The 23,773-nt window shown below is 39.2% G+C and carries 23 protein-coding genes and 1 tRNA gene; 10 read left to right on the forward strand and 14 right to left on the reverse strand.

Features of this window, described 5'->3' with window-relative positions; all coding sequences use genetic code 11:
• Window positions 1-35: 35 nt before the first annotated feature.
• Together CKW03_RS05860 and CKW03_RS05865 are read right to left on the reverse strand one after the other, a co-directional pair.
• Window positions 36-1,121, reverse strand: coding sequence for an efflux RND transporter periplasmic adaptor subunit (locus CKW03_RS05860; protein ID WP_093094972.1), 1,086 nt, complete (start codon window positions 1,119-1,121; stop codon window positions 36-38).
• 8 nt (window positions 1,122-1,129) lie between these two features.
• Window positions 1,130-2,440, reverse strand: coding sequence for a TolC family protein (locus CKW03_RS05865; RefSeq protein ID WP_093094973.1), 1,311 nt, complete (start codon window positions 2,438-2,440; stop codon window positions 1,130-1,132).
• 458 nt (window positions 2,441-2,898) lie between these two features.
• Here CKW03_RS05865 and CKW03_RS05870 point away from each other — a divergent pair, with 458 nt between their 5' ends.
• The 5 genes from CKW03_RS05870 (at window position 2,899) to CKW03_RS05890 (ending at window position 8,031) form a co-directional block, all read left to right on the forward strand.
• On the forward strand, window positions 2,899-3,630 hold the full coding sequence (locus CKW03_RS05870; RefSeq protein WP_093094975.1) for a hypothetical protein: 732 nt from the start codon (window positions 2,899-2,901) through the stop codon (window positions 3,628-3,630).
• Between the two features lie 5 nt (window positions 3,631-3,635).
• Window positions 3,636-5,036 (forward strand): RtcB family protein, encoded by a 1,401-nt coding sequence (locus CKW03_RS05875; protein WP_093094976.1) that lies wholly within the window; start codon window positions 3,636-3,638, stop codon window positions 5,034-5,036.
• Window positions 5,037-5,160: 124 nt separating this feature from the next.
• A complete protein-coding gene (locus CKW03_RS05880; RefSeq protein ID WP_093094978.1) occupies window positions 5,161-5,598 on the forward strand; it encodes a hypothetical protein in 438 nt (145 codons plus the stop codon).
• A gap of 144 nt (window positions 5,599-5,742) precedes the next feature.
• On the forward strand, window positions 5,743-7,269 hold the full coding sequence (locus tag CKW03_RS05885; RefSeq protein ID WP_093094980.1) for a glycosyltransferase family 39 protein: 1,527 nt from the start codon (window positions 5,743-5,745) through the stop codon (window positions 7,267-7,269).
• A gap of 138 nt (window positions 7,270-7,407) precedes the next feature.
• Window positions 7,408-8,031: a hypothetical protein gene (locus CKW03_RS05890; protein WP_093094982.1), complete on the forward strand. Its 624-nt coding sequence runs from the start codon at window positions 7,408-7,410 to the stop codon at window positions 8,029-8,031.
• Between the two features lie 76 nt (window positions 8,032-8,107).
• On the opposite strand, the gene CKW03_RS05895 is transcribed toward CKW03_RS05890, so the two are convergent.
• Window positions 8,108-9,484 (reverse strand): tryptophanase TnaA, encoded by a 1,377-nt coding sequence (locus CKW03_RS05895; protein ID WP_093094983.1) that lies wholly within the window; start codon window positions 9,482-9,484, stop codon window positions 8,108-8,110.
• 194 nt (window positions 9,485-9,678) lie between these two features.
• Here CKW03_RS05895 and CKW03_RS05900 point away from each other — a divergent pair, with 194 nt between their 5' ends.
• Window positions 9,679-10,770 (forward strand): Gfo/Idh/MocA family protein, encoded by a 1,092-nt coding sequence (locus CKW03_RS05900; protein WP_093094985.1) that lies wholly within the window; start codon window positions 9,679-9,681, stop codon window positions 10,768-10,770.
• A gap of 234 nt (window positions 10,771-11,004) precedes the next feature.
• Here the strand turns inward: CKW03_RS05900 and CKW03_RS20290 are convergent, their stop codons facing one another.
• The 4 genes from CKW03_RS20290 to CKW03_RS05915 all read right to left on the reverse strand — a co-directional run bounded on the left by CKW03_RS20290 (window position 11,005) and on the right by CKW03_RS05915 (window position 15,037).
• On the reverse strand, window positions 11,005-11,178 hold the full coding sequence (locus tag CKW03_RS20290) for a hypothetical protein (RefSeq protein WP_157739405.1): 174 nt from the start codon (window positions 11,176-11,178) through the stop codon (window positions 11,005-11,007).
• 437 nt (window positions 11,179-11,615) lie between these two features.
• On the reverse strand, window positions 11,616-14,024 hold the full coding sequence (locus CKW03_RS05905; protein WP_093097673.1) for an ABC transporter permease: 2,409 nt from the start codon (window positions 14,022-14,024) through the stop codon (window positions 11,616-11,618).
• Window positions 14,025-14,494: 470 nt separating this feature from the next.
• Window positions 14,495-14,719, reverse strand: a complete 225-nt coding sequence (locus CKW03_RS05910; protein ID WP_093094987.1) for a hypothetical protein — start codon at window positions 14,717-14,719, stop codon at window positions 14,495-14,497.
• Window positions 14,720-14,797: 78 nt separating this feature from the next.
• The gene (locus CKW03_RS05915) at window positions 14,798-15,037 is read right to left on the reverse strand and encodes a hypothetical protein (RefSeq protein WP_093094989.1); all 240 of its coding nucleotides are present in this window, start codon (window positions 15,035-15,037) and stop codon (window positions 14,798-14,800) included.
• 889 nt (window positions 15,038-15,926) lie between these two features.
• On the opposite strand from CKW03_RS05915, the gene CKW03_RS05920 reads away from it, so the two are divergent.
• Window positions 15,927-16,400, forward strand: coding sequence for an ankyrin repeat domain-containing protein (locus tag CKW03_RS05920; protein ID WP_093094991.1), 474 nt, complete (start codon window positions 15,927-15,929; stop codon window positions 16,398-16,400).
• Between the two features lie 12 nt (window positions 16,401-16,412).
• Here CKW03_RS05920 and CKW03_RS05925 read toward each other — a convergent pair whose 3' ends face one another.
• Complete coding sequence (locus CKW03_RS05925) at window positions 16,413-16,820, reverse strand: hypothetical protein (protein WP_139185398.1); 408 nt, start codon at window positions 16,818-16,820, stop codon at window positions 16,413-16,415.
• 131 nt (window positions 16,821-16,951) lie between these two features.
• Here CKW03_RS05925 and CKW03_RS05930 point away from each other — a divergent pair, with 131 nt between their 5' ends.
• The gene (locus CKW03_RS05930) at window positions 16,952-17,698 is read left to right on the forward strand and encodes a copper homeostasis protein CutC (RefSeq protein WP_093094995.1); all 747 of its coding nucleotides are present in this window, start codon (window positions 16,952-16,954) and stop codon (window positions 17,696-17,698) included.
• A 38-nt stretch (window positions 17,699-17,736) separates the two neighbouring features.
• Here the strand turns inward: CKW03_RS05930 and CKW03_RS05935 are convergent, their stop codons facing one another.
• Complete coding sequence (locus CKW03_RS05935; RefSeq protein ID WP_093094996.1) at window positions 17,737-17,916, reverse strand: spore protein; 180 nt, start codon at window positions 17,914-17,916, stop codon at window positions 17,737-17,739.
• A gap of 31 nt (window positions 17,917-17,947) precedes the next feature.
• Window positions 17,948-18,018: transfer RNA gene (locus CKW03_RS05940), tRNA-Cys, on the reverse strand.
• 302 nt (window positions 18,019-18,320) lie between these two features.
• On the opposite strand from CKW03_RS05940, the gene CKW03_RS05945 reads away from it, so the two are divergent.
• Window positions 18,321-18,959: a porin family protein gene (locus tag CKW03_RS05945; RefSeq protein ID WP_093097675.1), complete on the forward strand. Its 639-nt coding sequence runs from the start codon at window positions 18,321-18,323 to the stop codon at window positions 18,957-18,959.
• Between the two features lie 239 nt (window positions 18,960-19,198).
• Window positions 19,199-19,834, forward strand: coding sequence for a porin family protein (locus CKW03_RS05950; protein WP_093094997.1), 636 nt, complete (start codon window positions 19,199-19,201; stop codon window positions 19,832-19,834).
• Window positions 19,835-20,189: 355 nt separating this feature from the next.
• Here the strand turns inward: CKW03_RS05950 and rpsJ are convergent, their stop codons facing one another.
• The 4 genes from rpsJ to rpsL form a co-directional block, all read right to left on the reverse strand.
• Entirely contained in the window at window positions 20,190-20,495 is a 306-nt protein-coding gene (gene rpsJ / locus CKW03_RS05955) for a 30S ribosomal protein S10 (RefSeq protein ID WP_013667229.1), read from the reverse strand.
• A gap of 80 nt (window positions 20,496-20,575) precedes the next feature.
• Window positions 20,576-22,699, reverse strand: a complete 2,124-nt coding sequence (fusA, locus tag CKW03_RS05960) for an elongation factor G (RefSeq protein ID WP_093094999.1) — start codon at window positions 22,697-22,699, stop codon at window positions 20,576-20,578.
• A 126-nt stretch (window positions 22,700-22,825) separates the two neighbouring features.
• Complete coding sequence (gene rpsG, locus CKW03_RS05965; protein ID WP_093095001.1) at window positions 22,826-23,293, reverse strand: 30S ribosomal protein S7; 468 nt, start codon at window positions 23,291-23,293, stop codon at window positions 22,826-22,828.
• Window positions 23,294-23,308: 15 nt separating this feature from the next.
• On the reverse strand, window positions 23,309-23,722 hold the full coding sequence (gene rpsL, locus CKW03_RS05970) for a 30S ribosomal protein S12 (RefSeq protein ID WP_002993550.1): 414 nt from the start codon (window positions 23,720-23,722) through the stop codon (window positions 23,309-23,311).
• Window positions 23,723-23,773: the final 51 nt, after the last annotated feature.

Genomic DNA, 23,773 nt, shown 5'->3' on the forward strand with positions numbered 1-23,773 from the left:
TTTAAATTTTAAAGATTTTTACCTGTTCTGAAGGCTTATTTAGCCTTGATTTGAACTCCGTTGAATAATCGTCCATCAGCCTTTAGCACATACTTTTCATTTTCTGATAAGCCGGATAGGACCTCAACATCATTTCCATAGGTTTTACCCAACCTTACCCATCTCAATAGTGCAATGTTTTGGTCATTTAGGACATAGATTCCTTTCAATTGCCCTTCCTCAATGATGGCTTCCTTCGGGATAAGGGTCATGCTTGTCGCCGATTCTGCAGATGCACTGCGTTCAATTGGGAATACCGCTTGGACAAACATGCCTGAAAGGATCTGCGCAGGTTCATCTAAATTGATCTTGACGATGTATTGTCCGCCTGTATTCTGTGCAGAACTGCTCATTTCAGCTACTCTACCTTTAATGGTTTTTTGAGTCGACTTAATGGTCACATCAGCCTTCATGCCGTTTTTTATATTCAAGATCTCACTCTCGGATACCATCACTACCGCTTGAAGTTTAGAAGCACCTTCCATGCTAATAATTGGCATACCTGGATTCGCCATATCACCTTTCTTCATGAAAGTCCCGGTAATAACTCCACTGAAAGGAGCGGTAATATTGGAATAGGAGAATTGTGCCATGACTTCATTGCGCATTTGTTTGGCAGCTTCCAATCCTGCCTTTGCCATTTCCATTCGGGTGCTCATATCATCCAGTTCCTTTTGGCTAGCACTTTTTTGAGCAAACAAGGCCTCAAAGCGTTCGTAATCTTTTCTTGCATTATTATAGCCTGCATTTGCTTGTGCAATTCCAGCTTCTGCCTGTGCTTTTTTAGCGGCCAGGTCATTGCTGCTGATTCGAGCCAATAGTTGACCTTGAGAGACCTTTTGTCCGGTTTTGACGGTAATATCAGTCACGAATCCCATTAATCGCGTGCTGATCATCGCACTGTTCTCTGCTTCTATTTTACCGCTGGCAGTTACATATTTTCCTTGGTTTGATCCTGCAGTTTGTCCTATCGTTGCAGAGATAGCTGGTAGTTCCACCTTCTTTTGTTCTGCTTGATTCGAGCAGGAAGAAAGGGAGCCCAAAAGAGCTAAAAAGCTTATAGATGTTAATATTGTCTTCATTTTATGAGTTAATTTGATGGTTGGGTTAAAAACTTAATTTGTATGATGGAAAGGTTGTATTCTTTGATCGCTTCCAACAACTCCACTTGTTTCTCGAAATCCTTAGCTTGAGCAACCAATAAGTCGGAGGTTTTTTCCAGACCTTGGCTATAGCGGTTTTCCAAAATCCTTAGGGATTCAGAAGCTTGTTTTTGTGCAGTTTCCGTTAAGCGGATCTTTGCTTGATTGGCAACTAGATCGCGTTTAGCTTTCTGCAATTCCAATTCATGTTTTTCAACATAGACTAGCATTTCGGATTCAGCCTTCGCATAGGAGATTTGGCTCTGTTTGATTTTATTCTGGGTTTCATTCCCATTGAAAATATCCCATGAAAGCGAGATTCCAGCTAAGTAGCCATTTGCACCGAAGCCTACAATCTTCTTGTCGTTGAAGTTATATTCCCCAAAGGCATTGATTCTTGGCAGTAATTTTTTTCTGTTCATATCAATCATCTGTCCTTGTGCTGCTAAGCCTGAAACCATGGCCCTGATGTCAGCTCTTTCTTGTGAGAACGTCAATTGATCAGTAGCTAAGCTCATGCTAGCCAGAGGCGTATCAGGTATGTAGATTTCATTGGCAGGCTTGCCCATTAACCAGTTCAGGTAATCCGAAAGATTAGAGATATGGTTGTCGACTTCAATACCTTTGTTCTGAACCTCCGAGAGTCCTACCTGTACCAAATAGACATCCGAAGCTTTGGCATATCCTTGTTGTTCCATATTTCTGGTGTTGCGCAATACCTCTTCATAGGCAATCTGTCCCTTTTCTACAGCTTTCTTCGCTTCATAAAGGAACTGAAGGTTGCTATAGGCTTTTTCGATCTCTACAACCAGCATCTCTTCTGCGAATTTCTTTTGGTATTGATTGGCGGCAATTTTTTCTTTCAAGGCTTTTCTTGCCGAATAGACATCAAAGTTCAAAAGGGGTTGTTGAAAGGCTAGTTTGGTATTGAAATGAGCCATATCATCAGGGTTGTTCAACAGGTCCGGATTGAAATCTGCTGCGGTCACCGTTTTTTGCTGAAGCTTGAATCCAAATGAATTCAAAGGGTCATTGGTGAAAAATGCCGTGTGGCTCACAGATACTTTCGGAAGAAATCCAGATTTAGTTCCTTCCAGTTCTGCATTGGAGAAGTCAATTTCTTTTTGTTGTACCCGAAGCTGCGAATTGTTCTGCTTCATTTGGCTGATCGCTTCTTCTAAGCTCAATGGCTGCTGCGCCTTTAAATAGCTGCTCAATGAAGAAAGGATAATAATTAGTACTATAAATCTTTTATACATACCTGATCGTATTTAATTAATAATGCAAAATTCAGATATGGCGAAGTGATTTTAGGTTACAGTAGTTACACAAGGAAAAAAAATAATGATTATTTTTTAAAGGGATAAAATGTAGCTGAGTTTAAAGAAAATGGTCATTTATTGATTAATAGAGCTTCTTTTTGAATCTTTAATTTGCAGACTTTTAAACAAATACATACTTTTGCCCATAATTCTTAGATTTATTCATCCATAAATCCAAAGAAATCATGACAGAGCACAACAACATATCGTCCCTTTCGCTCATTGCCTAAATAGGCAGTCAAATCCCTTATATTTTAATATATAGTGAGTATTGTTCTGCAACAATGCTTCTGCCTTAATTTCCTTGGGTTTTCTGAGCACTTTCAAAAGGGTATATCCTAATCAAGGACGAACAGAATCAGAAAATCAAATTCGAAAACATGTAATTAATTGCGATGAGCAATTTGGATTGGTCGCGCGGTATGAAATCTGCTCGACGCAAAAAGCAACTTGTCAAAAAGGATAGAGACAAAAGGTTGATTGCCTTGTGGCGGCGTTATAGCAAGCTCAGTAAATACAAATGGAGTTTGCCTTTCGTGGAAATTGAACAACCTTATCAACGTGGTTGGAAGCGATATTTTGTATTGCATGATGACCTAAGGTATAATCCTAGAAAGGATTTCTTTGAGGCTTTATTGGAAAAGATCAATACTGTTGAATACCATCATGATCAGGATTTTAAGTTTAAGAAACGGAAAAAAAAGCGGTCAGGCTATGAATATAAGCGGCAATTCCTTCGTGAGTTTGCTTCTTATGAATGGATTGATAATAAAATGAAGTTAACGGAAGAGGAACGAGCTTATTTCATGGAAGTGGAAACCTACAATGTATATGCGAAAAGGACGAGTATCAGCTATGTGTTTACTGAACCCTGGCGCTATAAATTGAAAGTTGCGCCGCATTTTGTAACACATGCTAGAAAGCTCGATATTGAAGTAGAGCGGGAATTAGCATTTGTCAATAATCATATCAACAAGAATTTCCTTTGGCCTAGAATCGACCGGTTGACATCCGGTAAAGGCTATCGGGGTAATCGCTTTCTTGACGAGAAACCAAAGTATAAAAACAGAATTAAAAACATTCCCAGGTACAGTTCCAAAGAACGATTCCTGGAATTAGATATTTAGAGCCAATGGGCAATTTAAGAACAAAAGATTTAAGTAAAATAGGTTATCAGAATGATCAGCTCAGAAGCTTGGTCATTAACATAGCCAGCAAAAATTTCAAACATCACAGCAAACAAGAATTGCTTGACTTGCTTGTGGAAATTAAGAATAATCCAGAGGCATTTTTGGAAAACGAAGAGACCAAGAAAATAGCGGAAAAGATTATTGGAAAAGTGAAAGAACAGAATTTCAAGGTTTATGAATTAAGAGAAGAACCGATTCCCTGCAAGATTTATGGAAGTAAGGGCATTGAATCTTCTGCAAAGAAGCAGATGGAAATAGCCTGTATGTTGCCAGTAAGTGTTCAGGGAGCATTGATGCCAGATGCGCACATGGGATTTGGATTGCCAATTGGAGGGGTCTTGGCTACCGAACAAGCCATAATTCCATACGCTGTGGGAATGGATATTGGATGTCGAATGGCACTCTCTATTCTCGATGCTGCAGCAGGTTTTACCAAAAAGTATGAATACCAGATTGTGCAAGCCATTAAAAACCATACTCATTTCGGTATGGAAGGAGGCCTGGAAATCAGACAGGACCATGAGATCTTGGACCATTCCCTGTTCAATGAACTGCCTTTTCTCAAACCATTGCGAGGAAAGGCCGCCAGACAATTAGGGACTTCGGGCAATGGGAATCACTTTGTAGAATTTGGTGAAATTGAGTTAATGGAAAATAATGGTCTCGGTTTGGAACCCAAGGTCTATACCGCTTTGCTCACGCATTCTGGAAGTCGTGGATTGGGTGCAGCCATTGCTAAACAGTATACCCAAATCGCTATGGAAAGCTGTAAGTTACCTCGCCATGCACAGCAATTAGCCTGGCTGGACATGGAGTCAGAAGCTGGACAGGAATATTGGTTAGCCATGAATTTAGCCGGTGATTATGCCAAAGCTTGCCATGACCGTATCCATAAAAACCTATTAAGTGCGTTGGGACTGAAGGCAATGGCGATGGTGGAGAATCATCATAATTTTGCTTGGAAAGATGTTCTTTCGGATGGTAAAGAGACCATAATCCATCGCAAAGGCGCAACACCAGCCCATCAAGGGGAATTAGGAATCATCCCCGGTAGCATGACAACAGCCGCATATTTAGTGTCAGGCAGAGGAATTGAGAATGCCTTAAATTCTGCTTCCCATGGCTCTGGACGTGCAATGAGCCGGCAAAAAGCCAATGATAATATGACTAACTCTGCCATGAAAAAGCTGATTTCTAGTGCAAATGTCAAACTGATCGGAGGATCAGTAGAGGAGAACCCTCTGGCTTACAAGGATATTGAACAGGTTATGCTTTCCCAAAGAGAACTTGTTGATATCCAAGGAAAGTTTATCCCGAAGATTGTTAGAATGCATAAGGAGTAAAATTTTTTGGAGCACTAATAAGGCGGCAAGAAATTGCCGCCTTTTTTTGGTAAAATGTATTTAATATTCATTCTCTATTAATATTCTTTACAGAAGAAAACCAAAAATAGCCTATATTTAAGAAGTGAAAAACACAGGACAAAGCTTAATCATCTTCTTTTCTATTCTTTCGATTGTTTTCCTTCAAAGCTGTTCAGATTTGAACCAACAGGATTTAATTGAAAAAAAATTGGTTTCCTATCAAGGCAGAGATACTGTTACGATTGATCTAATCCTACATGAAAAACGATTTGTTGGGAAATATAAAGTCAATGGTCCAGGTGATTATCTCATAACGGGGGAGGTGGAAGGTGAAATCAAAGCAGATACTTTGCTTGGAAGTCTTTATTATACCCCATTTGGTTGGCGTGATAAAAAGCGTAAAGCTTTCGCTTTGCTGGCAAAGAATGACCAATATTTTTCTGGTAAAGGCACTGAACTGATCTATATGGGCATTCCTTATTTTGTGCCTACAACACTTAGTTTTGGACCAGACAAGGGTGTCTATCAAGTAGTGGATTAACTAAAGTTTCCAATTGCAACTTATTTTAAATCAATCGGCTACATTCAATTGACCTTAATTTTTTGTAACTTAGTTGAACATACTCATTCAGATTATTTTGCTTTTTATTTGTAATAAATTGCCCTACTAATCTGTCTTAGCATTATGACCAAGACTAACATTATTATCCTAATCGGCTTTATTGTATTGAAGTTTATTCTGCAATATTCTTTGGTTCACCCTATCTATGACCTTCAACGAGACGAGTTTTTACATTTAGACCAAGCCAATCATCTGGCTTGGGGATTTCAGTCCGTTCCTCCGATGACTTCTTGGATTTCCCTAATCATTAAGTTTTTGGGTAATGGTGTCTTTTGGATCCGTTTCTTTCCAGCATTATTTGGGGCTTTGACCATTTTGCTGGTCTGGAAAACCATTGAAGAATTGAAAGGAAACCTTTTTGCATTGCTATTGGGTACAACATGTGTTACCTTCTCAGTTTATCTACGATTAAATACTCTTTATCAGCCAAATTCATTGGATGTGCTATGCTGGACTTCAATGTTCTTTTTCTTGCTTAAATACCTGAATAGGAATGAGAACAAATGGCTCATTTACCTAGGTCTCGCATTTGCTGTTGGTTTTTTGAATAAGTACAATATCCTTTTTCTAGTCATGGGATTAGTGCCAGCGTTTATCCTGGTTCCAGAAAGGAAAATCTTTACAAATCGAATATTGTATCTCGGTATCCTTTTGGCTTTATTCTTGGTCCTTCCCAATATTATCTGGCAATATAGGAATGATTTCCCAGTCTTGAGACACATGAAGGAATTGTCGGAAACCCAACTGGTCCATGTGGATCGGTGGGGCTTTCTCCGTTCGCAATTGATGTTCTTTCCAGGGACCTATTTACTGTTTATTATTGGACTTTATGGATTGGTGAAATATTCAACCTTTAAAAAGTATAAGGTTTTCTTTTGGACCTTTTTCTTTGTTTTCGCCATATTCCTGTTCTTTAAAGCCAAAGATTATTATGCCTTAGGACTTTACCCTATTTATTTTGCGTTTGGATCAGTTTATTTGTCACATCTACTAGACAAGAAAGCTTGGGCAAAATTATTAAAACCAGTAATCTTAATATTAAGTTTTGTTCTCTTCCTTCCTTTGTTTTTTATTGCTTTTCCCAATAAGACACCTGAATACATCGTAAAGCATCCTGAATATTATAGAAAGTTTGGAATGTTGAGATGGGAAGACGGAAAGGAACATCAATTACCACAGGATTTTGCTGATATGCTAGGCTGGTCTGAATTGGCCCGAAAGGTAGACTCGGTGTATAGAACAATGCCTGCAGCCCAGAATACCCTAGTATTATGCGATAATTATGGTCAGGCAGGAGCCATCAATTATTATTCAAAGTTAGGTATCCAAGCAGTTTCTTTTAATGCTGATTATCTGAATTGGTTTGATCTGGATATCCCATATAAAAATATCATCCGCATTAAGAATGCTCCGGAGGTTGAGAAAGAATTCGCAGAAACTGCTCCTTATTTTGAAAAGGCCCATTTAGCGGCTTCCATTGAAAACCAATATGCAAGGGAATATGGAACCGGCATCTTTTCTTTTATCGGGGCTAAACTAAATGTGAACGAACGGATTCGGGATGAAATCGAAGAGGAAAAGAGTTATTAGCCTTTACAGGGAAAAACCCGTAGATTTATATTTACCAATTTATTAACAATGTTATAAAGATTTAATTTTATTTCCGTTGAATTATACCTTTGCAGATTGAATGTTATCATTCGTAAAAGCCTATTTTTTTGAAATTTTATGGTTAAAAAAAGTGTACTAGAGAAGCTTTCCGACAAAGAGCTGGAAGGATTTATCCAACCAGGCTCGAGAAAGGTTCCTGAAGCGAAAAAGATGGCCTTGGAAATCTTGCTAGAAAGAGGGCGAGTGTTTTCTGAAGAGGAGAAAATCGAAGTTGAAAGTATAATCGAAAACCAGATCCAAACCGAATACCAAGAAGATCTAACGAGGAGAAAAGCAATGGATAAGCAGTTGACAGATGATCAAAATGCTGTTGCGTTATATACCAATTTTTTCATCTTCATAATCAGTATTGTTTTTGGAATTTTATATGGCTTTATTCTAGCCATGATAAATTATATTATCCTGAAAAAGTATGGTTTAGCCTTTTTATTGTTGGCAATCGGAATTGGGGCACTTTCTATTTCTGGTTATTTTATTGGCTTACTCATGACGAAGGTTTCAATATCAATTGATATCCTAGGTTTTATTGTTGGAGTATTTGTTTCTGCCATAGGTTTGGCAATCATTTCCTTATTCAATAAGAACTTTATTCCGAAAGATCTTGAGTACAGGTCAAGATCAATCCTTATTCCTACACTTATTTGTATTGTTATTTTTGTTCTAAGGATGATCTATACCTAAAAATTGCCTTTTTGCTTAAAATAAAAAAGAGTGAACATCGGATTTATCCTAAATGTTCACTCTTTTTTTTATGCTTTTATTTCTTTTTCAACAAGATGGTGAAATGCCTCAAGATCTCTGATTCCCATACGATTTCTAGACCTGATTTGATCTCTTCTCGTCTATCAAAGATGTTTCTTAGGGCAGCTGCCACATAGTCCAGGTGTTTATAGCTGTAAGTCCTTCTTGGAATTGCCAATCGAAGTAGTTCTAACTTCGGGAAACGGTCTTTTCTTGTTTCGGGGTCTCGATCTGCAAGTAAGGTCCCAATTTCAACCCCGCGGACGCCGGATTCTTTATAGAGTTCAATCGCTAATGTTTGGGCTGGATATTCCTCGCGAGGTACATGGGTCAGGAAGTTTAAGGCATCTACGAATACAGCATGTCCTCCAATTGGTTTTTGGATAGGGATTCCATATTCAATAAGTTTATTGCCTAGGTATTCCACTTGGTCGATCCTAGCCTTTAGATAGGGTAGTTCGGTCGATTCCAAAAGCCCTTGTGCCAATGCTGCTAGATCTCTGCCCGCAAGACCTCCATAAGTGATAAATCCTTCGTAGATAATTCCCATATTGCCACAGGCACGGTAGAGCTGTTCGTTTCGCATGCCTAAAAGACCGCCAATATTCACCAAGCCATCTTTTTTAGCAGACATCGTAAATCCGTCTCCATAAGAAAACATCTCTTTTACGATTTCCTTGATAGTCTTGTCTTGGTATTCATCTTCGCGCTCTTTGATGAAATAGGCATTTTCAGCAAATCTAGCCGCATCAAAGAAAACTGGAATTCCATATCGATCGGATAGGGCCTTTACGTCCTTGATGTTTTGCATAGATACCGGTTGACCTCCAGATGAATTGCAGGTAACTGTTATCATGCAGAATGGAATGTTTTCTTTTGGATGTGCTTTATAGACTTCTTCAAGCTTTTGGAGGTCGATATTACCTTTGAAAGGGTGAAGGTTATTGATGTCAAAGGCCTCATCAATGGTACAGTCTATTGCATGGGCTTTGCGGAATTCGATATGGCCTTTTGTCGTGTCGAAATGAGAGTTTCCCGGTACCACATTGTTTTCTTTCACGAGAATGCTGAAAAGTACGTTCTCGGCGGCTCTTCCTTGGTGGGTTGGCAAGAAATAGGGGAAGCCTAGGGTATGGCGCACGACTTCTCGGAGTTTGAGATACGATTGAGATCCAGCATAGCTTTCATCGCCCATCATAATTTCTGCCCATTGTCGGTCAGACATGGCTCCCGTACCGGAATCCGTTAGTAAGTCAATAAAAACTCGGTCGCTTGCCAGGTTAAAAAGATTGTTGCCTTCTTCTTCGATCCATTTTTCACGTTGTTCTCGGCTAGACATAAAGATTTCTTCAACCATCTTTACTTTATAGGGCTCTGCCCAAGGTAGTTCCATAAAATTTATATTTGGTTCACTGTTGTTAAAGTTAAAAAATTAATCTAGGAAATGGTATGCTTAATCCTTCGGCATATTGGAACAATTTTGTTATCAAAGGATAAATATGATGGGGTAGAGGATTTTTGTTGTTGATTTTCTATATTTTAGATAGACAAAATTGTCGCAGAGACCATCACCTAAACTTAATAAACATGAAATCATTCTTGCTCAGTATTTTCATCATAGTTTGCACAACCCCATTATTTGCGCAGAAGCCACTGAAATTGGCGGTTGCTGGCTTGAGCCACGGACATGTAGATTGGGTTTTCAATCGGAAGGATAAGCAGGATATGCAGCTAGTGGGAATCTATGAAACCAATCCGGAATTGGTGGAGCGATATATGAAACGCTATCAATTAGATAGGTCCTTGTTCTTTTCCAATTTGGAAGAGATGTTGGACAAGGTTAAACCAGATGCGGTTTCGGCATTTGGAGCTATTTCCGAGCATATTGCCGTAGTAAGGGCCTGTGCTCCCAAAAAAGTCCATGTGATGGTAGAGAAGCCTTTGGCTACCAATTTGGCAGATGCCAAAGAAATTGAATCCTTAGCCAAGAAAAACAATATCCATGTGCTTACCAATTTTGAAACCTCTTGGTATGAAAGTAACCAAAGGATTAAAGGTCTGTTGGAGGACGGCAAATTAGGTGAAATAAGGAAGGTCATGGTCAACGATGGCCACCAAGGACCTAAGGAGATAGGAGTGAGCAAGGAATTTTTAGAGATATTGACGGACCCTGCAAAAAATGGAGCAGGAGCTCTAGTAGATTTTGGTTGTTATGGTGCCAATTTGATGACTTGGTTGATGGATGGGAAAAGACCATTGTCAGTGACCGCTGTAGTCCAACAGAATAAGCCAGAAATCTATAAAGAAGTGGACGATGAGGCAACCATCATTCTACAATATCCAGAAGCCCAATGTATCATTCAAGGTTCTTGGAACTGGACCTATTCACGCAAGGATATGGAAGTCTATGGGAATAAAGGCTATGCGATAGCAGCCGATGCAAAAACCTTAAAAACGCGCCTGCAAGAAAACCAACCCGAAGAAATCTTGAAATTAGATGCAAGGCCAGCACCATTCAATGACCCGTTTTCATTGCTTGTAGCGGTGGTTAATGGTTCGATAGTTTTAGATCCATTGGATCAATATGGTCTTCAGGTCAATGTAACCGCTGTGGAGATCTTGGACGCAGCTATGAAGTCTGCGAAGGAGAAACGGACCATAGAGTTGGGGGGTAAATAAAACCCTAATGGGTTTTATTAATTTTGATGAGGTTTTCTTCTCTGGTGCCATACAGAAATTAACATCATTGGTGGATAGGTCCCTGATCCGAGATCAAGAATGAAAGTAACTGTGCTTACTAACTGTACAGATTCTTCACTTTAGATTCTTTGTTACTTTTGAAGCCCAAATTAACCAAAACCGACGAAGGAGCTCACGGATACCAAAAACAACTCGAATCCGTAACGCTTTGGCTCATTTAAGGATTACGATTTCTTCGTTACTTTTGGAGCCCAAAAGTAACCAAAAGGCTTCGGCCCATTTAAGGTGGCTTTTCGCACGGCCTCCCGCACATGGATAGAATGCCTTGTTGTCGGGAATATCTTTCAAAAGATCATCCCTTTTGATGGGATGATCTTTTGAAAGCATTCCAAGGCCAATCCCATCGCACAGGGCATCGGCATTCTACCCATTTTTCCGCCACTGGAAATGAGCCGGGGGCTAAAGGACTTCCTTCGGAAGGATGGTTGTTTGTATAAATTGTGAACCCCTGGAAGGGGTGAAATATTTTTCTGAAAATCCCTTCTTAATTCATTTCCAATTCTGAACGAATAGTGAAGAATCTGTACGGTTCTCCTCCTAAAGGTTTTGTCATCTTCTATCGAAGATTGAAGAACTGTTCGCCAATACAGCCATGGATGTTTCTTTTTGAAGGTTTGCTTTTTTCGAGATGTTTCCATCCTCAGATGAACACAAAAAAAACTTTAACTTAATGACATTGTCCGCCAGCATTTTTTTGTATAAACCAACATTTCACCCTCCCAAATTAACCCCTTTTTTTCCTGTTTTTCTCAAAAATCCTCCCTTTATTCCTCCCTCAACGAATGTATAGGATTAGCATTTGCTGTCGATAGTGCTTTCCAACCGACGGTGACCAGTGCAAGGATCAGGGCTATTGAACCCGAGATGGCAAACATCCACCATTGTATATCAATATGGAAGGCAAAATCTGCTAACCACCTGTCCATGGCAAACCATGCCACTGGAGTAGCAATGAGAATAGCCAGGAGCACTAATTTTAAGAAGTCTGACGTTAGTAATCCAACTATGCTCATCGTAGAAGCACCTAAAACCTTGCGAACGCCAATTTCCTTGGTTCTCTGCTGTGCGGTATAGGTCGCAAGACCCAATAGGCCAAGACATGCAATAAAGAGGGCAAGGCTCGAAAAAGCAGTAAACAATCGCTGGAAACGAAAATCTGCCTCATATTGTTTGCTTAGGCTATCGTCTAAAAAGCTGTATGAGAAAGGTCTGTTAGGCGCTATCTTCGTCCATTGTTTCTCAAGGCTAGCAATGGTTTGAGCGAGGTGGTCTGTTTTGATCCTTAGACTAAAGTATCTCGTACTAGAACGATCAATATTGAAAGTTAAAGGTTCTATTTTCTGATGTAGAGATTGGTAATTAAAATCCTTCACGACGCCGATAACCTGTCCCTCACGTCCCCATTGCTCAAAACGTTTCCCAATGATATCTTTAGGGTCTGCATATCCCCAAGCTTTTGCTGCTGCCTCATTGACCAGCAAGGATTTGGCGGAGTCAATAGGGAAATCTTTCGAAAATCCTCTTCCGGCTACAACCTGAATTTTCATATTCTTCAAAAAGTCATCATCCACCTGGAATAAGGAAAGGATTTTTAGGGTCATTTTTCCGTCCTGGGTTTCTATCTGAGTTCCAGCATCAGGGTAATAAGAACCGGGTACACTCCGTGTTGCCGAAACCGAAATAACATCGGGGTTTTGCAATAGGATTTCTTTTACTGTTTCCGTGCGGTTGGCGATATTCGTATCGTAATTATAGTCGAGAACTACGATGGCTTCTTTGCTAAAGCCAAGGTCCTTTTCTTGCATATGTTTCAACTGCGCAAATACGATCATCGTTCCTGCAATCAAGGCAATCGAAAGAAAGAATTGAAAAACGACCATAAATCGACGCAAGGTAGCTCCATTTGGGGCTACACGATATGAACCTTTTAAAACACTGATTGGATTGAAATTTGAGAGCACAAAAGCAGGATAACTGCTGGCAATGAGTGCAGTGACCGAAATGATTAAAATAAACAGGACAGCCGTTTTCCAGTTCAGGATAGCCGACAGAGTAAAAGTTTTTCCAGCAAAGCTTTCTGTCATTGGCAGGAATGCCGCAATCAAGCATAAAGCTAGAACAGCTGCTAGAATGACTAAAATCAATGACTCCTGCATAAATTGAAGGATGAGTCTTTTTTTGCCAGCTCCTACGACCTTTCTAATGCCAACTTCTTTTGCGCGTTCCATGGACCTCGAGGTAGAAAGGTTCATAAAGTTGGCACAGGCGATACAGAGAATAAAAACGCCTATGATCGCAAAAATATAGAGGTTTTGCATGTTTCCGGTTTTTCCCGGCTGTCGCTCAGCCTTGGAGTGCAGGTATAGATCATTCAAGGATTCGAAATTAATGGCGTACTTACCTTCGGTAAAGGCCCTATTCCTTTCCAAAAATGCAGGTATCTTCGCCTTCAATTCTTCAATGCTTCTTCCTTTAGCAAGTTTAAAATAGGTGTAGAAATCCACATAGCCCCATTCTTCAAAGGGTTCTTTCCAGGACTTCCTGAAGGAACTCATGGACATCAAAGCGTCAAAGTTTAAATGGGAGTTTTTGGGTACATCCTTCATGACCCCAGTGACTTTATAAACACCTGGATTAGCACGTCCTCCTGTCTCTCCGCCCTCAATGGCTTTCCCAATCGGGTCTTCATCTCCAAAATATTTCTTCGCAGTGGACTCTGTTAGGACAATGGAATAGGGTTCAATCAATGCAGTATGAGGATTCCCTTTGATCATCTCCCAGCTAAACAAATCAAAGGCTGTAGAGTCCATAAAGAAGATATGGTCTTCTTGAAATGACTTTTCTCCATATTTTAATAAAATAGAGGACTGCCCTGAGAATTGAACGATTTTTTCAATTTCCGGAAATTCTGCTTGTAGTGCTGGTCCTACGGGGTAATCGCCCCAGACTTGTTCTGGACCTTGTTTGCCCATATCATCTTTCCAAGAATGTACGATTCTATGGATTTGATCTCTTTGGCTATGGTATTTATCGAAAGACAATTCATCTAGGATATAGAGGCTGATCAGGAAGCTGCATGCAAGTCCAATAGCAAGCCCTATGATGTTGATGATTGAATAACCTTTATTCTTGGCTAATCCCCGCCAGGCAATTTTGAAGTTTTGATTTAACATACTATTGAACATAAAAAAGTTAATGTGCCATCGATTTCATAAGGTAAAGCTTATGAATAGAATCTGATGGAGCTGTTCAAAAGAATTGCCATTAATGTAATTGTTTGTTTTACAGTGTTTTAACTCTTTAATTGTGCTGGAATTATGTTCGATTACGGACATAAAATTGTTCGTTTTTGAACAGGATAGGAGGAGGTCCTAATAAGGATGATTTTTTTAGATAAATTTAGCCTGACAATTGATAAAAATTCGACAAAAAAAGGAGGGTTTTATTCGAGACTTATTCGAGGCATGTTCGGGACATGTTGCGAAAATTCGGAATGTGTCTCGAATAAGGTCAACATGAATATGTAGGTAAAATCTCTAGGATTTTCTTATCAAGTCAACGAGTAAAAAAGGAGGTCGAAATTCTCCCAACCTCCTTTATGCTGACTCTTGTTTTTTTACTTCCTTAGGGCTGGATTACTTCCTTAGGGCTGGGTAGTTTGATCCGTGGGAGTCTCATCTTTGACTTCATCTTTACCGGCAAACCACCATAGTGCAGCGCCTACAAGTACGAATGCTATTTTAATTAACCATGCCGTTCCTTCGCCCCAATTATAGATCCAAAGCAAGATCCGGGGCACTGCATTAAAGAAATTCATAATAATGGCTAATAGGCCATAAATAAATAAAATTGAACCGATATTTTTCATGCTATTTTGATTTTGTTTTTGAATGAAATAAGAATCTCTAGTGATGTTTTAACCAGTGTGATTAAATATTAATCAAATTTAGGGATGTTTCATTTTTCGGAACATCCCTGAAATCAGGTATTTATCTTGGTGGATGTAGGTTCTAGGACATCCTTCGGAAGGAAGAATTTTTGGTTTGGAAAAAACTCCAGTTGGGGTGACATCTTTGTAGAAAATCGGATCGCTTGACGGATAACCCACAGCATGGGTGAAATAGTTTTCAATAACCTTTTTCGTGTCACCCTGAGGGCATGCCCTCAGGGTCTCTGAACAATACATTCATCATTTGAAATAGTTTGTTCATCTAACGATGACACTCATCCCAAAAAAATAACAAACAATAGATTCTTCGCTGTGCTCTGAATCCCTCTCTGGGAATTTCTAATTCTGAACGATTAGTGAAGAATCTGTACGGAATGTTATAATAGGTCCTGTCATCCTTGATCGAAGATCAAGGACCTTTTCGCCAATGATGTTATTTTCTGTATGGTTCCGATACCATTTTCTGTATGGTTCCGAGATTCTTCCTTCGTCAGAATGACACCGGAAAAAAACGTTTTTTTGAGATAAACTGCCCCATCGTGGGTGGGACATTCTTCTATTCCCTTTTCGTGTCACCCTGAGGGCCTGCCCGAAGGGTCTCGGAACGTTCCACTCTTAATTTAAAATAGTTTTCTCATCTTACGATTTCGAAATGACTCGCACATCTAAAAAGATATAAAAATAGATTCTTCGCTGTGCTCTAAATCCCTCTATTGGAATTTCTAATTCTGAACGATTAGTGAAGAATCTGTACGGAATGTTATTATAGGTCCTGTCATCCTTGATCGAAGATCAAGGACCTGTTCGCCAATGAGGTTAATTTCTGTATGGTTCTGATGTTATTTTCTGTATGGTTCTGATGTTATTTTCTGTATGGTTCTGATACCACTTTCCGCATGCTTCCAAGACCCTTCGTTCCTCAAGCTGACACCGGAAAAGGCTCTATTTTAAGGCCGCTCTCTTATGTATTTCAAAGCCTTTAATTTTGATGTTCGTCAAATATTTCTTAACTTATTTATAAACGGCTTAGGCTAAAATTAAAATCAACCCTAGGTTTGATAATATTTTTCAAAGCATAAAAGAAAGGAGTTAGGCTTTGAGTTTGAAGATAAAAAGAATAGATAACATGCTTGAGGCTATAAAGAAAAGTGAGATTGAAATGGTGAAGGATCATTATAGCAACCTGGATATCAACAAGCCCGATCGGTTTAATCGGACTTTGTTGATGAATGCCATTCTGTATGGTGAGCTGGAACTGGCGGATTGGGCAATCAGTCGTCAGGCCAATGTAAACCATCAGGATAAAAAAGGTCTGAGTGCATTGCATATTGCAGTTGAAAGAAATCAGTTCCAATTGGTTTCCTTCATGTTGCGGAAAGGGGTAGACGTAGATCTGCAGGATCATTTTGGGAATACCGCCCTTTGGCGCGCCATGATGGACAACGTGGATGTCAATATTATTTACATTTTATTCCAATATCAAGCAGATCCCGATCTAAAGAACAATTATGGGATCTCAGCTCGAGACCTTCTCAGCGAAGAAAACCGGAATTGGGAACTCCTCCACAAGATTTTTAATGAAGTAAGTCCGGCTAATTAATCATTTTAAGCGTTACCGATTTATGAAAAGATTGCTACTGACGTGATCATGCCATTTCTTGATCACGGCACAGGTTTCGTATGCTTCCTGACGGACAAATTGTTGAAGAAGGGTTTCTAGGGTTAGGATGAATTCTTCGAGATGGATAAAATTCCCTTCTTCGTCCCGGTAGTCGGTCAGGATGTCCAATAAAAAACAATGGGTTTCGAACTCGCGGAACTTGTTTTGATAGTTCTGATCTGCCCTGAGCCAAAGTTTCTCCATTTGAAATCCCGACTTGATGTGCAGGTGACAGGCGTCCTCATATTCTGACCGATGAGTCTTGAGTTCCTTTTTCATTTTCTCGATGCTGGTTTGCAGATTATCATACATAGATGATAAATGTATCTGTACCTCTCGTTGTTTTGAAATAAGTGGCATAATGATGTAATTTGGATGCTCGCAAAAATTTCAACAAGTGTACTTGGATTTTGTTTTAATAATTTATTGATTTATTGTGAATTAAAAAATCAAGATTTAATTAGCCCCACAAAAAGGATATATTTGAAAATATGAATGAAGTCAGGATAAATGGAATTCAATTGGAGATTTGCTCCAATTCGATATACTCGGCAAAGCAGGCGCAGGCCGGAGGAGCAAGTAGGGTAGAGCTGTGCCAGAATCTAGAAAATGGTGGGACGACCCCCTCTTATGGGCAGATCAAATTGACCCGAGAATCACTGCATATAGGTGTTCATGTACTCATCAGACCAAGATCTGGTGATTTCCTTTATACAGCGGAGGAGTTCCAGGAAATTGTGGAAGATATCCGGTATTGTAAAGAAGTGGGATGTGATGGAGTGGTGATCGGCGTTTTGAAAGCGGATGGTTCGGTAGACAAGGAAAGGATGGAGATATTGGTAAAGGAAGCTAAGCCGCTATGTGTGGTGTTCCATAGAGCTTTTGATCGTTGTAATGATCCAAAACAAGCCTTGGAAGATATTATTGCATTGGGTTGTGATCGGATATTGACTTCTGGCCTTCAAAATACAGCATGGCAGGGTCGTGAGCTATTGAAGGAATTGATTGAACAGGCAGCCGGTCGGATTGAGATCATGCCGGGTTCGGGCGTCGATGCCTCCAATGTGAAAGAAATATTGGAATTTACAAAGGCAAGCAGTGTACATTCTTCTGCAAAAGTAGTGGTAAAATCAAAGATGGAATATAGATCGGAATCTGTGACGGGTATGGACGAGGATGAAATCTATAGTTCGCAAGAGAAGGTCGAACAGATAATAGCACAAATAAAAAGCCTGTAGAATTAATCTACAGGCTTTTTAATATGTTTTTTCTAAACTTATTTAGCGTCTGCTGAAAGTTTATCTAAGATTTCATTGTTCTTAGTGATTTGGCTGTTCTTAGGCATTTTGCTTTTTGAACCTGGTTCAATATTACGGCCAAGTTTTAAAAACTGTACTTCAACGCGTGCAACAGTTTTATTTCTTCTATCTTTTCTTTTTAAACGTGTAACTCCCATTGTGATCAAATATTTTTAATTGTTATTAACGAGGTCGGAAGCGGATTCGAACCGCTGTAGGAGGTTTTGCAGACCTCAGCCTAGCCACTCGGCCATCCGACCCTTTTACCCTTACAGGCATGCAAAAATAGGATTAAATTTTAAAATAAAAAAACCTTTTTCGCTTTTTGTTTTTCTAAGAGCTTTTAGCCCCCTTAAAGCCTTGATTTTGAATTTAATGCCGAAGAATTAGCTTTTGAATGCAGGGAGTTTTCATTGATTTTTAAAAATTAATGTGTTGATTATTAATAATTTGTACGAAATAAAGTTGCTAAAATAGAGTTTGGTCTAAACTTTGCAAGACTTGGGTGTCTCTCGCAAACATGTGTTTGAGGGAGCATAACAAAAAGATAAATAATAAGACTATGAAAAAATTATTACTTTCATTTGGTGCTGCACTTTTATTAGCAGCTGGAGCTCAAGCTCAAACTAGTTATGGTTTAAAAGCTGGTGTGAACTTAGGTAAATTCTCTAATCAAACTGATTTAGCAAAAGATTACCAAACTAATAATGTTTCATTCTATGTAACTGGTTTTGCTGATCTACCTATTGCTCCTCAATTCTCCATTCAACCAGGAGTTTCCCTTCAAGGAAAAGGAAATAAATACAAATTTGATGGTGATGGATTGGATGGTTCTTCAACTACCAATCTAATGTCAGTTGAGATTCCGGTAAATGCAGTTTACTATATCCCTGCTGGTTCAGGTAATGTTTTCCTAGGTGCTGGTCCTTATGTTGGATTCAACGTTTCTGGAAAAACTAAAAACAAAGGAAACTTAGGTGAACTTGGAGGTGAAGGAGAACATGATTTGAAATTCTCTGGTGATAACAAAGACATGAACCTAATTGATGCTGGTGCTAACTTTATGGCTGGTTACAAATTCAACAATGGTTTATTGGTTAACGCTGGATATGGTTTAGGTTTAACTAACCTTAACCCTAACTCGGATGGAGATAAATTCTCTACTCGTACATTATCATTTGGATTAGGTTTCCAATTCTAGTCGAAATAGAAAAAGGCTTAACAGCCTTAGTGAATAAATTATTGGGCAGTCCGGTTGGACTGCCTTTTTTTGTTACCTCTTAGGTAGATATTCTATTTAAGGATTCATGCTTATTCCTTGTATTTAATTTTTCCTTAGGGAAAAATATGTGATTGTGAAATTATGTTAATTAACTAAGTGTTAACAAATAAAATTCTCATTGCTGTTTAGTTTTGGGTCATAAACTAAAAATATTAAGTATGAAAACATTTTTATCCTTACTTGGCATCGCTGGATTATCCATCTTTGCAGCCAATGCCCAAACTTCCTATGGCCTTAAGGCTGGATTGAACCTTGGGAAAATCACGAACTATGATTCCCAAAAATTTAATCCTTCCTATTTTGTGACAGGTTTCGCAGATATCCCATTAGCTGGTAGATTTTCGATCCAACCCGGGATCTCCCTGCAAAGCAAAGGGACCAAATTTGTGGACGCCATTCCAAATTGGGATCAAACAAATAGTGAGCCCTATGCCTCTTCTTTAAATGTGATGTCCATCGAAATCCCAGTAAATGCGGTTTATTATGTGCCTGTAGGGACTGGTGATGTTTTCCTTTCTGCGGGGCCTTATTTAGGCTATAACCTCAGTGGAAAATTGAAAAATTCCAAGCTTAATTCTAATGCAACCAATTCACGGGATGTTGAGTTCAGCGGAAATAATAAAATGATGAATCGATGGGACGCTGGGATCAACTTTGCAGTAGGGTATAAGCTTTCCAATGGTCTATTGATCCAAGCTGGTTATGGCTTAGGATTAACAAACCTAAACGCATCTAGTCACTCAAAAGATTTCTCAAGTAGAACGATAAACTTTGGTGTAGGGTTTCAGTTTTAGCTTTTGTAGTATTGAGATGTGAGATATGAGATTTGAGATATTGAGGGTGATAAAGCATTGCTTGAGGGAGTATTGAGTATTGAGTATTGAGTATTGAGTATTGAGATTTGAGATATTAAGCGTGTGACAACCAAATATGCTTAAAAGGAATATTTAGTATTGAGTTGTGAGTTATTAAGGGTGATGAAGCAGTGCTAAAAAGCAACTGTTGGGAATCTAATCTATGTTTCAGTTTCATTGGAATCCAGAAAGTCTTTCAAATTTCTCATATCTCATATCTCACATCTCATATCTTGAAAAAAAACAAAAGCCCATTTTTCAATGGGCTTTCTTGTTTTTTTTCAAAAGAAATCTATCACACTTTGATTTCAACTTCAACACCTGAAGGTAATTCTAATTTCATTAACGCATCAACTGTTTTAGAGTTAGATGAGTAGATGTCTAACAATCTCTTGTAAGAACACAATTGGAATTGCTCACGTGCTTTTTTGTTAACGTGTGGAGAACGTAAAACGGTATAGATTTTTTTCTCAGTAGGCAATGGAATAGGACCACTAACAACTGCACCTGTAGGTTTTACTGTTTTTACGATTTTCTCAGCTGACTTGTCAACCAAGTTGTAATCGTAAGATTTCAATTTGATTCTGATTCTTTGGCTCATTATATAAATTTGTTTTAAGATGACCCCTGGTTAGAGCTATATACAACCAGGGATCGGTTTGTTTTTTATTCGTATGAATATTAGTCTTCGATACCTTTAACTTTTCCTTTAGACTTCGCGATTACGTCATCTTGAACGTTACGAGGTGCATCAGAATAGTGATCGAATTCCATTGTAGAAGTAGCACGTCCTGAAGTGATAGTACGTAACTGCGTTACATATCCGAACATTTCAGAAAGAGGTACTAATGCTTTGATTACTTGTGCACCATTACGTGAATCCAAACCTTGCATTTGGCCACGACGACGGTTCAAGTCACCCATTACATCACCCATGTTTTCTTCTGGAGTCAATACTTCCACTTTCATGATAGGCTCCATCAATACTGGAGAACATTTAGGAAGAGCTTGACGGTAAGCCATCTTAGCTGCTAATTCGAAAGATAGAGAGTCTGAATCGACTGCGTGGAATGAACCATCAATCAAACGAACTTTCATACCTGACAATTGGTAACCAGCTAAAACACCATTCTTCATAGAAACTTCAAATCCTTTTTGAACTGAAGGGATATATTCTTTAGGAATAGAACCACCAACGATCTCATTAACGAATTGAAGAGGGTTTTTAACTACATCCCAATCCTCATCAGCAGGAGAGATAACCACTTTGATATCCGCGAACTTACCACGACCACCTGATTGTTTTTTGTAAACTTCACGGTGTTCAGTAGTTCCGTTGATAGACTCTTTGTAAGCTACTTGAGGAGCACCTTGGTTAACCTCTACTTTGAACTCACGTTTCAAACGGTCGATCAAGATATCTAAGTGAAGCTCACCCATACCTGAAATAACTGTTTGACCAGTATCTTCATCCGTCTTAACTACGAAGGTTGGATCCTCCTCAGCTAATTTGTTAAGTCCGATACCTAATTTATCAACGTCAGCTTGAGTTTTAGGCTCGATCGCTAAACCAATAACTGGCTCAGGGAATACCATTGACTCAAGAACGATTGGGTTTTTCTCATCACAAAGAGTGTCACCAGTTTTGATGTCTTTGAAACCAACAACAGCACCGATATCACCAGCACCGATTCTTTCGATCGGGTTTTGTTTGTTCGCGTGCATTTGGAAGATACGAGAGATACGCTCTTTGTTTCCTGAACGAGTGTTCAATACATAAGAACCAGCATCTAAGAATCCTGAATATACACGAGTGAAACACAAACGACCTACGAATGGGTCAGTAGCGATTTTGAAACCTAATGCAGCGAATGGTTCAGCTTCAGAAGGCTTACGAGAGATCTCTTCACCTGTACGAGGGTCAGTACCTTTAACAGCTTCTTGATCCAATGGTGAAGGCAATAACTCCATAACGAAGTCAAGCATAGTTTGAACACCTTTGTTTTTGAAAGATGAACCACAAACCATAGGAACGATAGCGTTATCCAATACTGCTTTACGTAAAGCGTCTAAGATTTCGCGTTCTGTTAATGAATCTGGATCATCGAAGAATTTCTCCATCAATGACTCATCGTATCCAGCAACAGCTTCTAATAATTTTTCACGGTATTCAGCAACCTCTTCAAGCATATCGTCAGGGATAGGAACTTCAGTAAAGGTCATTCCTTTATCTGCTTCATTCCAAACGATACCACGGTTGTTGATCAAGTCAACCACACCAGTGAAGTTGTCTTCAGCACCGATAGGCAATTGAAGCGCTACAGCTTCAGAACCTAACATATCTTTAACTTGCTTAACTACTTTTAAGAAGTCAGCACCAGAACGGTCCATTTTATTTACGAAACCAATACGAGGAACTTTGTATCCATCAGCTAAACGCCAGTTAGTCTCTGATTGAGGCTCAACACCATCAACAGCAGAGAATAAGAATACTAATCCGTCTAATACACGTAGAGAACGGTTTACTTCTACAGTAAAGTCAACGTGACCCGGTGTATCAATTACGTTTACTTGGTATTTTTTGTTACGGTAGTTCCAGAATACTGTTACAGCAGCAGAGGTAATGGTGATACCACGCTCTTGCTCTTGTGCCATCCAGTCAGTTGTAGCAGAACCTTCGTGAGTTTCTCCTAACTTGTGGTTAACACCCGAGTAGAATAAAATACGCTCTGTAGTTGTAGTTTTACCAGCATCGATGTGTGCAGCGATACCAATATTTCTTACTAATTTTAAATCTTTTGCCATGTTTTTTATTGCAGTTTGCCTATTGGCTGATTGTTATTTCCTTTGAAATAAATACACCGACTTTGATAATTGAAAAATCCATTATCTAAAGTCGGTGTAAACATATTTGATTCTTTTTGTTCAAAATTAGAATCTGAAGTGTGAGAACGCTTTGTTAGCTTCCGCCATCTTGTGCGTATCTTCTTTCTTCTTAACAGCGGCACCTTCACCTTTAGAAGCTGAAATGATTTCTCCTGCTAATTTTTCAAACATAGTTTTTTCACCACGTTTGCGCGCATAAGAAATTAACCATTTCATACCTAAAGCGATCTTGCGCTCAGGACGAACTTCCATAGGTACTTGGAAGTTAGCACCACCAACACGACGAGATTTAACCTCTACGGCTGGCATTACATTGTTAAGAGCTTTTTTCCAAGTCTCAAGACCATTCTCTTGAGTTTTTTGCTCTACTAATTCAACTGCATCGTAAAAAATTGAATAGGCGATAGATTTCTTACCGTCTACCATCATGTTGTTTACGAAACGAGTTACCTGAACATCGTTAAACTTCGGATCAGGTAAAATGATTCTCTTTTTTGGTTTTGCTTTTCTCATTTTCTTTTCCTCCGTTTATTTTTTCTTACCTTTTGCTGGTGCAGCAGCTGCTTGTCCTGGTTTAGGACGTTTTGTTCCGTATTTAGAACGACGTTGGTTACGACCGGCAACACCTGAAGTATCTAATGCACCACGAATGATGTGGTAACGAACTCCTGGTAAGTCTTTAACACGACCGCCACGAATTAATACGATCGAGTGCTCTTGTAAGTTGTGGCCTTCTCCTGGGATGTAAGCATTCACCTCTTTACCGTTTGTTAAACGGACACGAGCTACTTTACGCATTGCTGAGTTTGGTTTTTTAGGGGTAGTAGTGTATACACGTGTACACACACCTCTTCGCTGTGGACATGAGTCCAACGCTGGTGACTTACTCTTGTCTACCAGAGCTACTCTACCTTTTCTAACTAGTTGTTGAATAGTAGGCATTTACCTGTTTTTCTTTTTTGTTTTTGTTAAAAAATGTTTTTAAGTCCGCAA

Origin of the sequence: Sphingobacterium mizutaii, from assembly GCF_900187125.1 — a bacterium.
In the GTDB taxonomy this organism is placed as follows: domain Bacteria; phylum Bacteroidota; class Bacteroidia; order Sphingobacteriales; family Sphingobacteriaceae; genus Sphingobacterium; species Sphingobacterium mizutaii.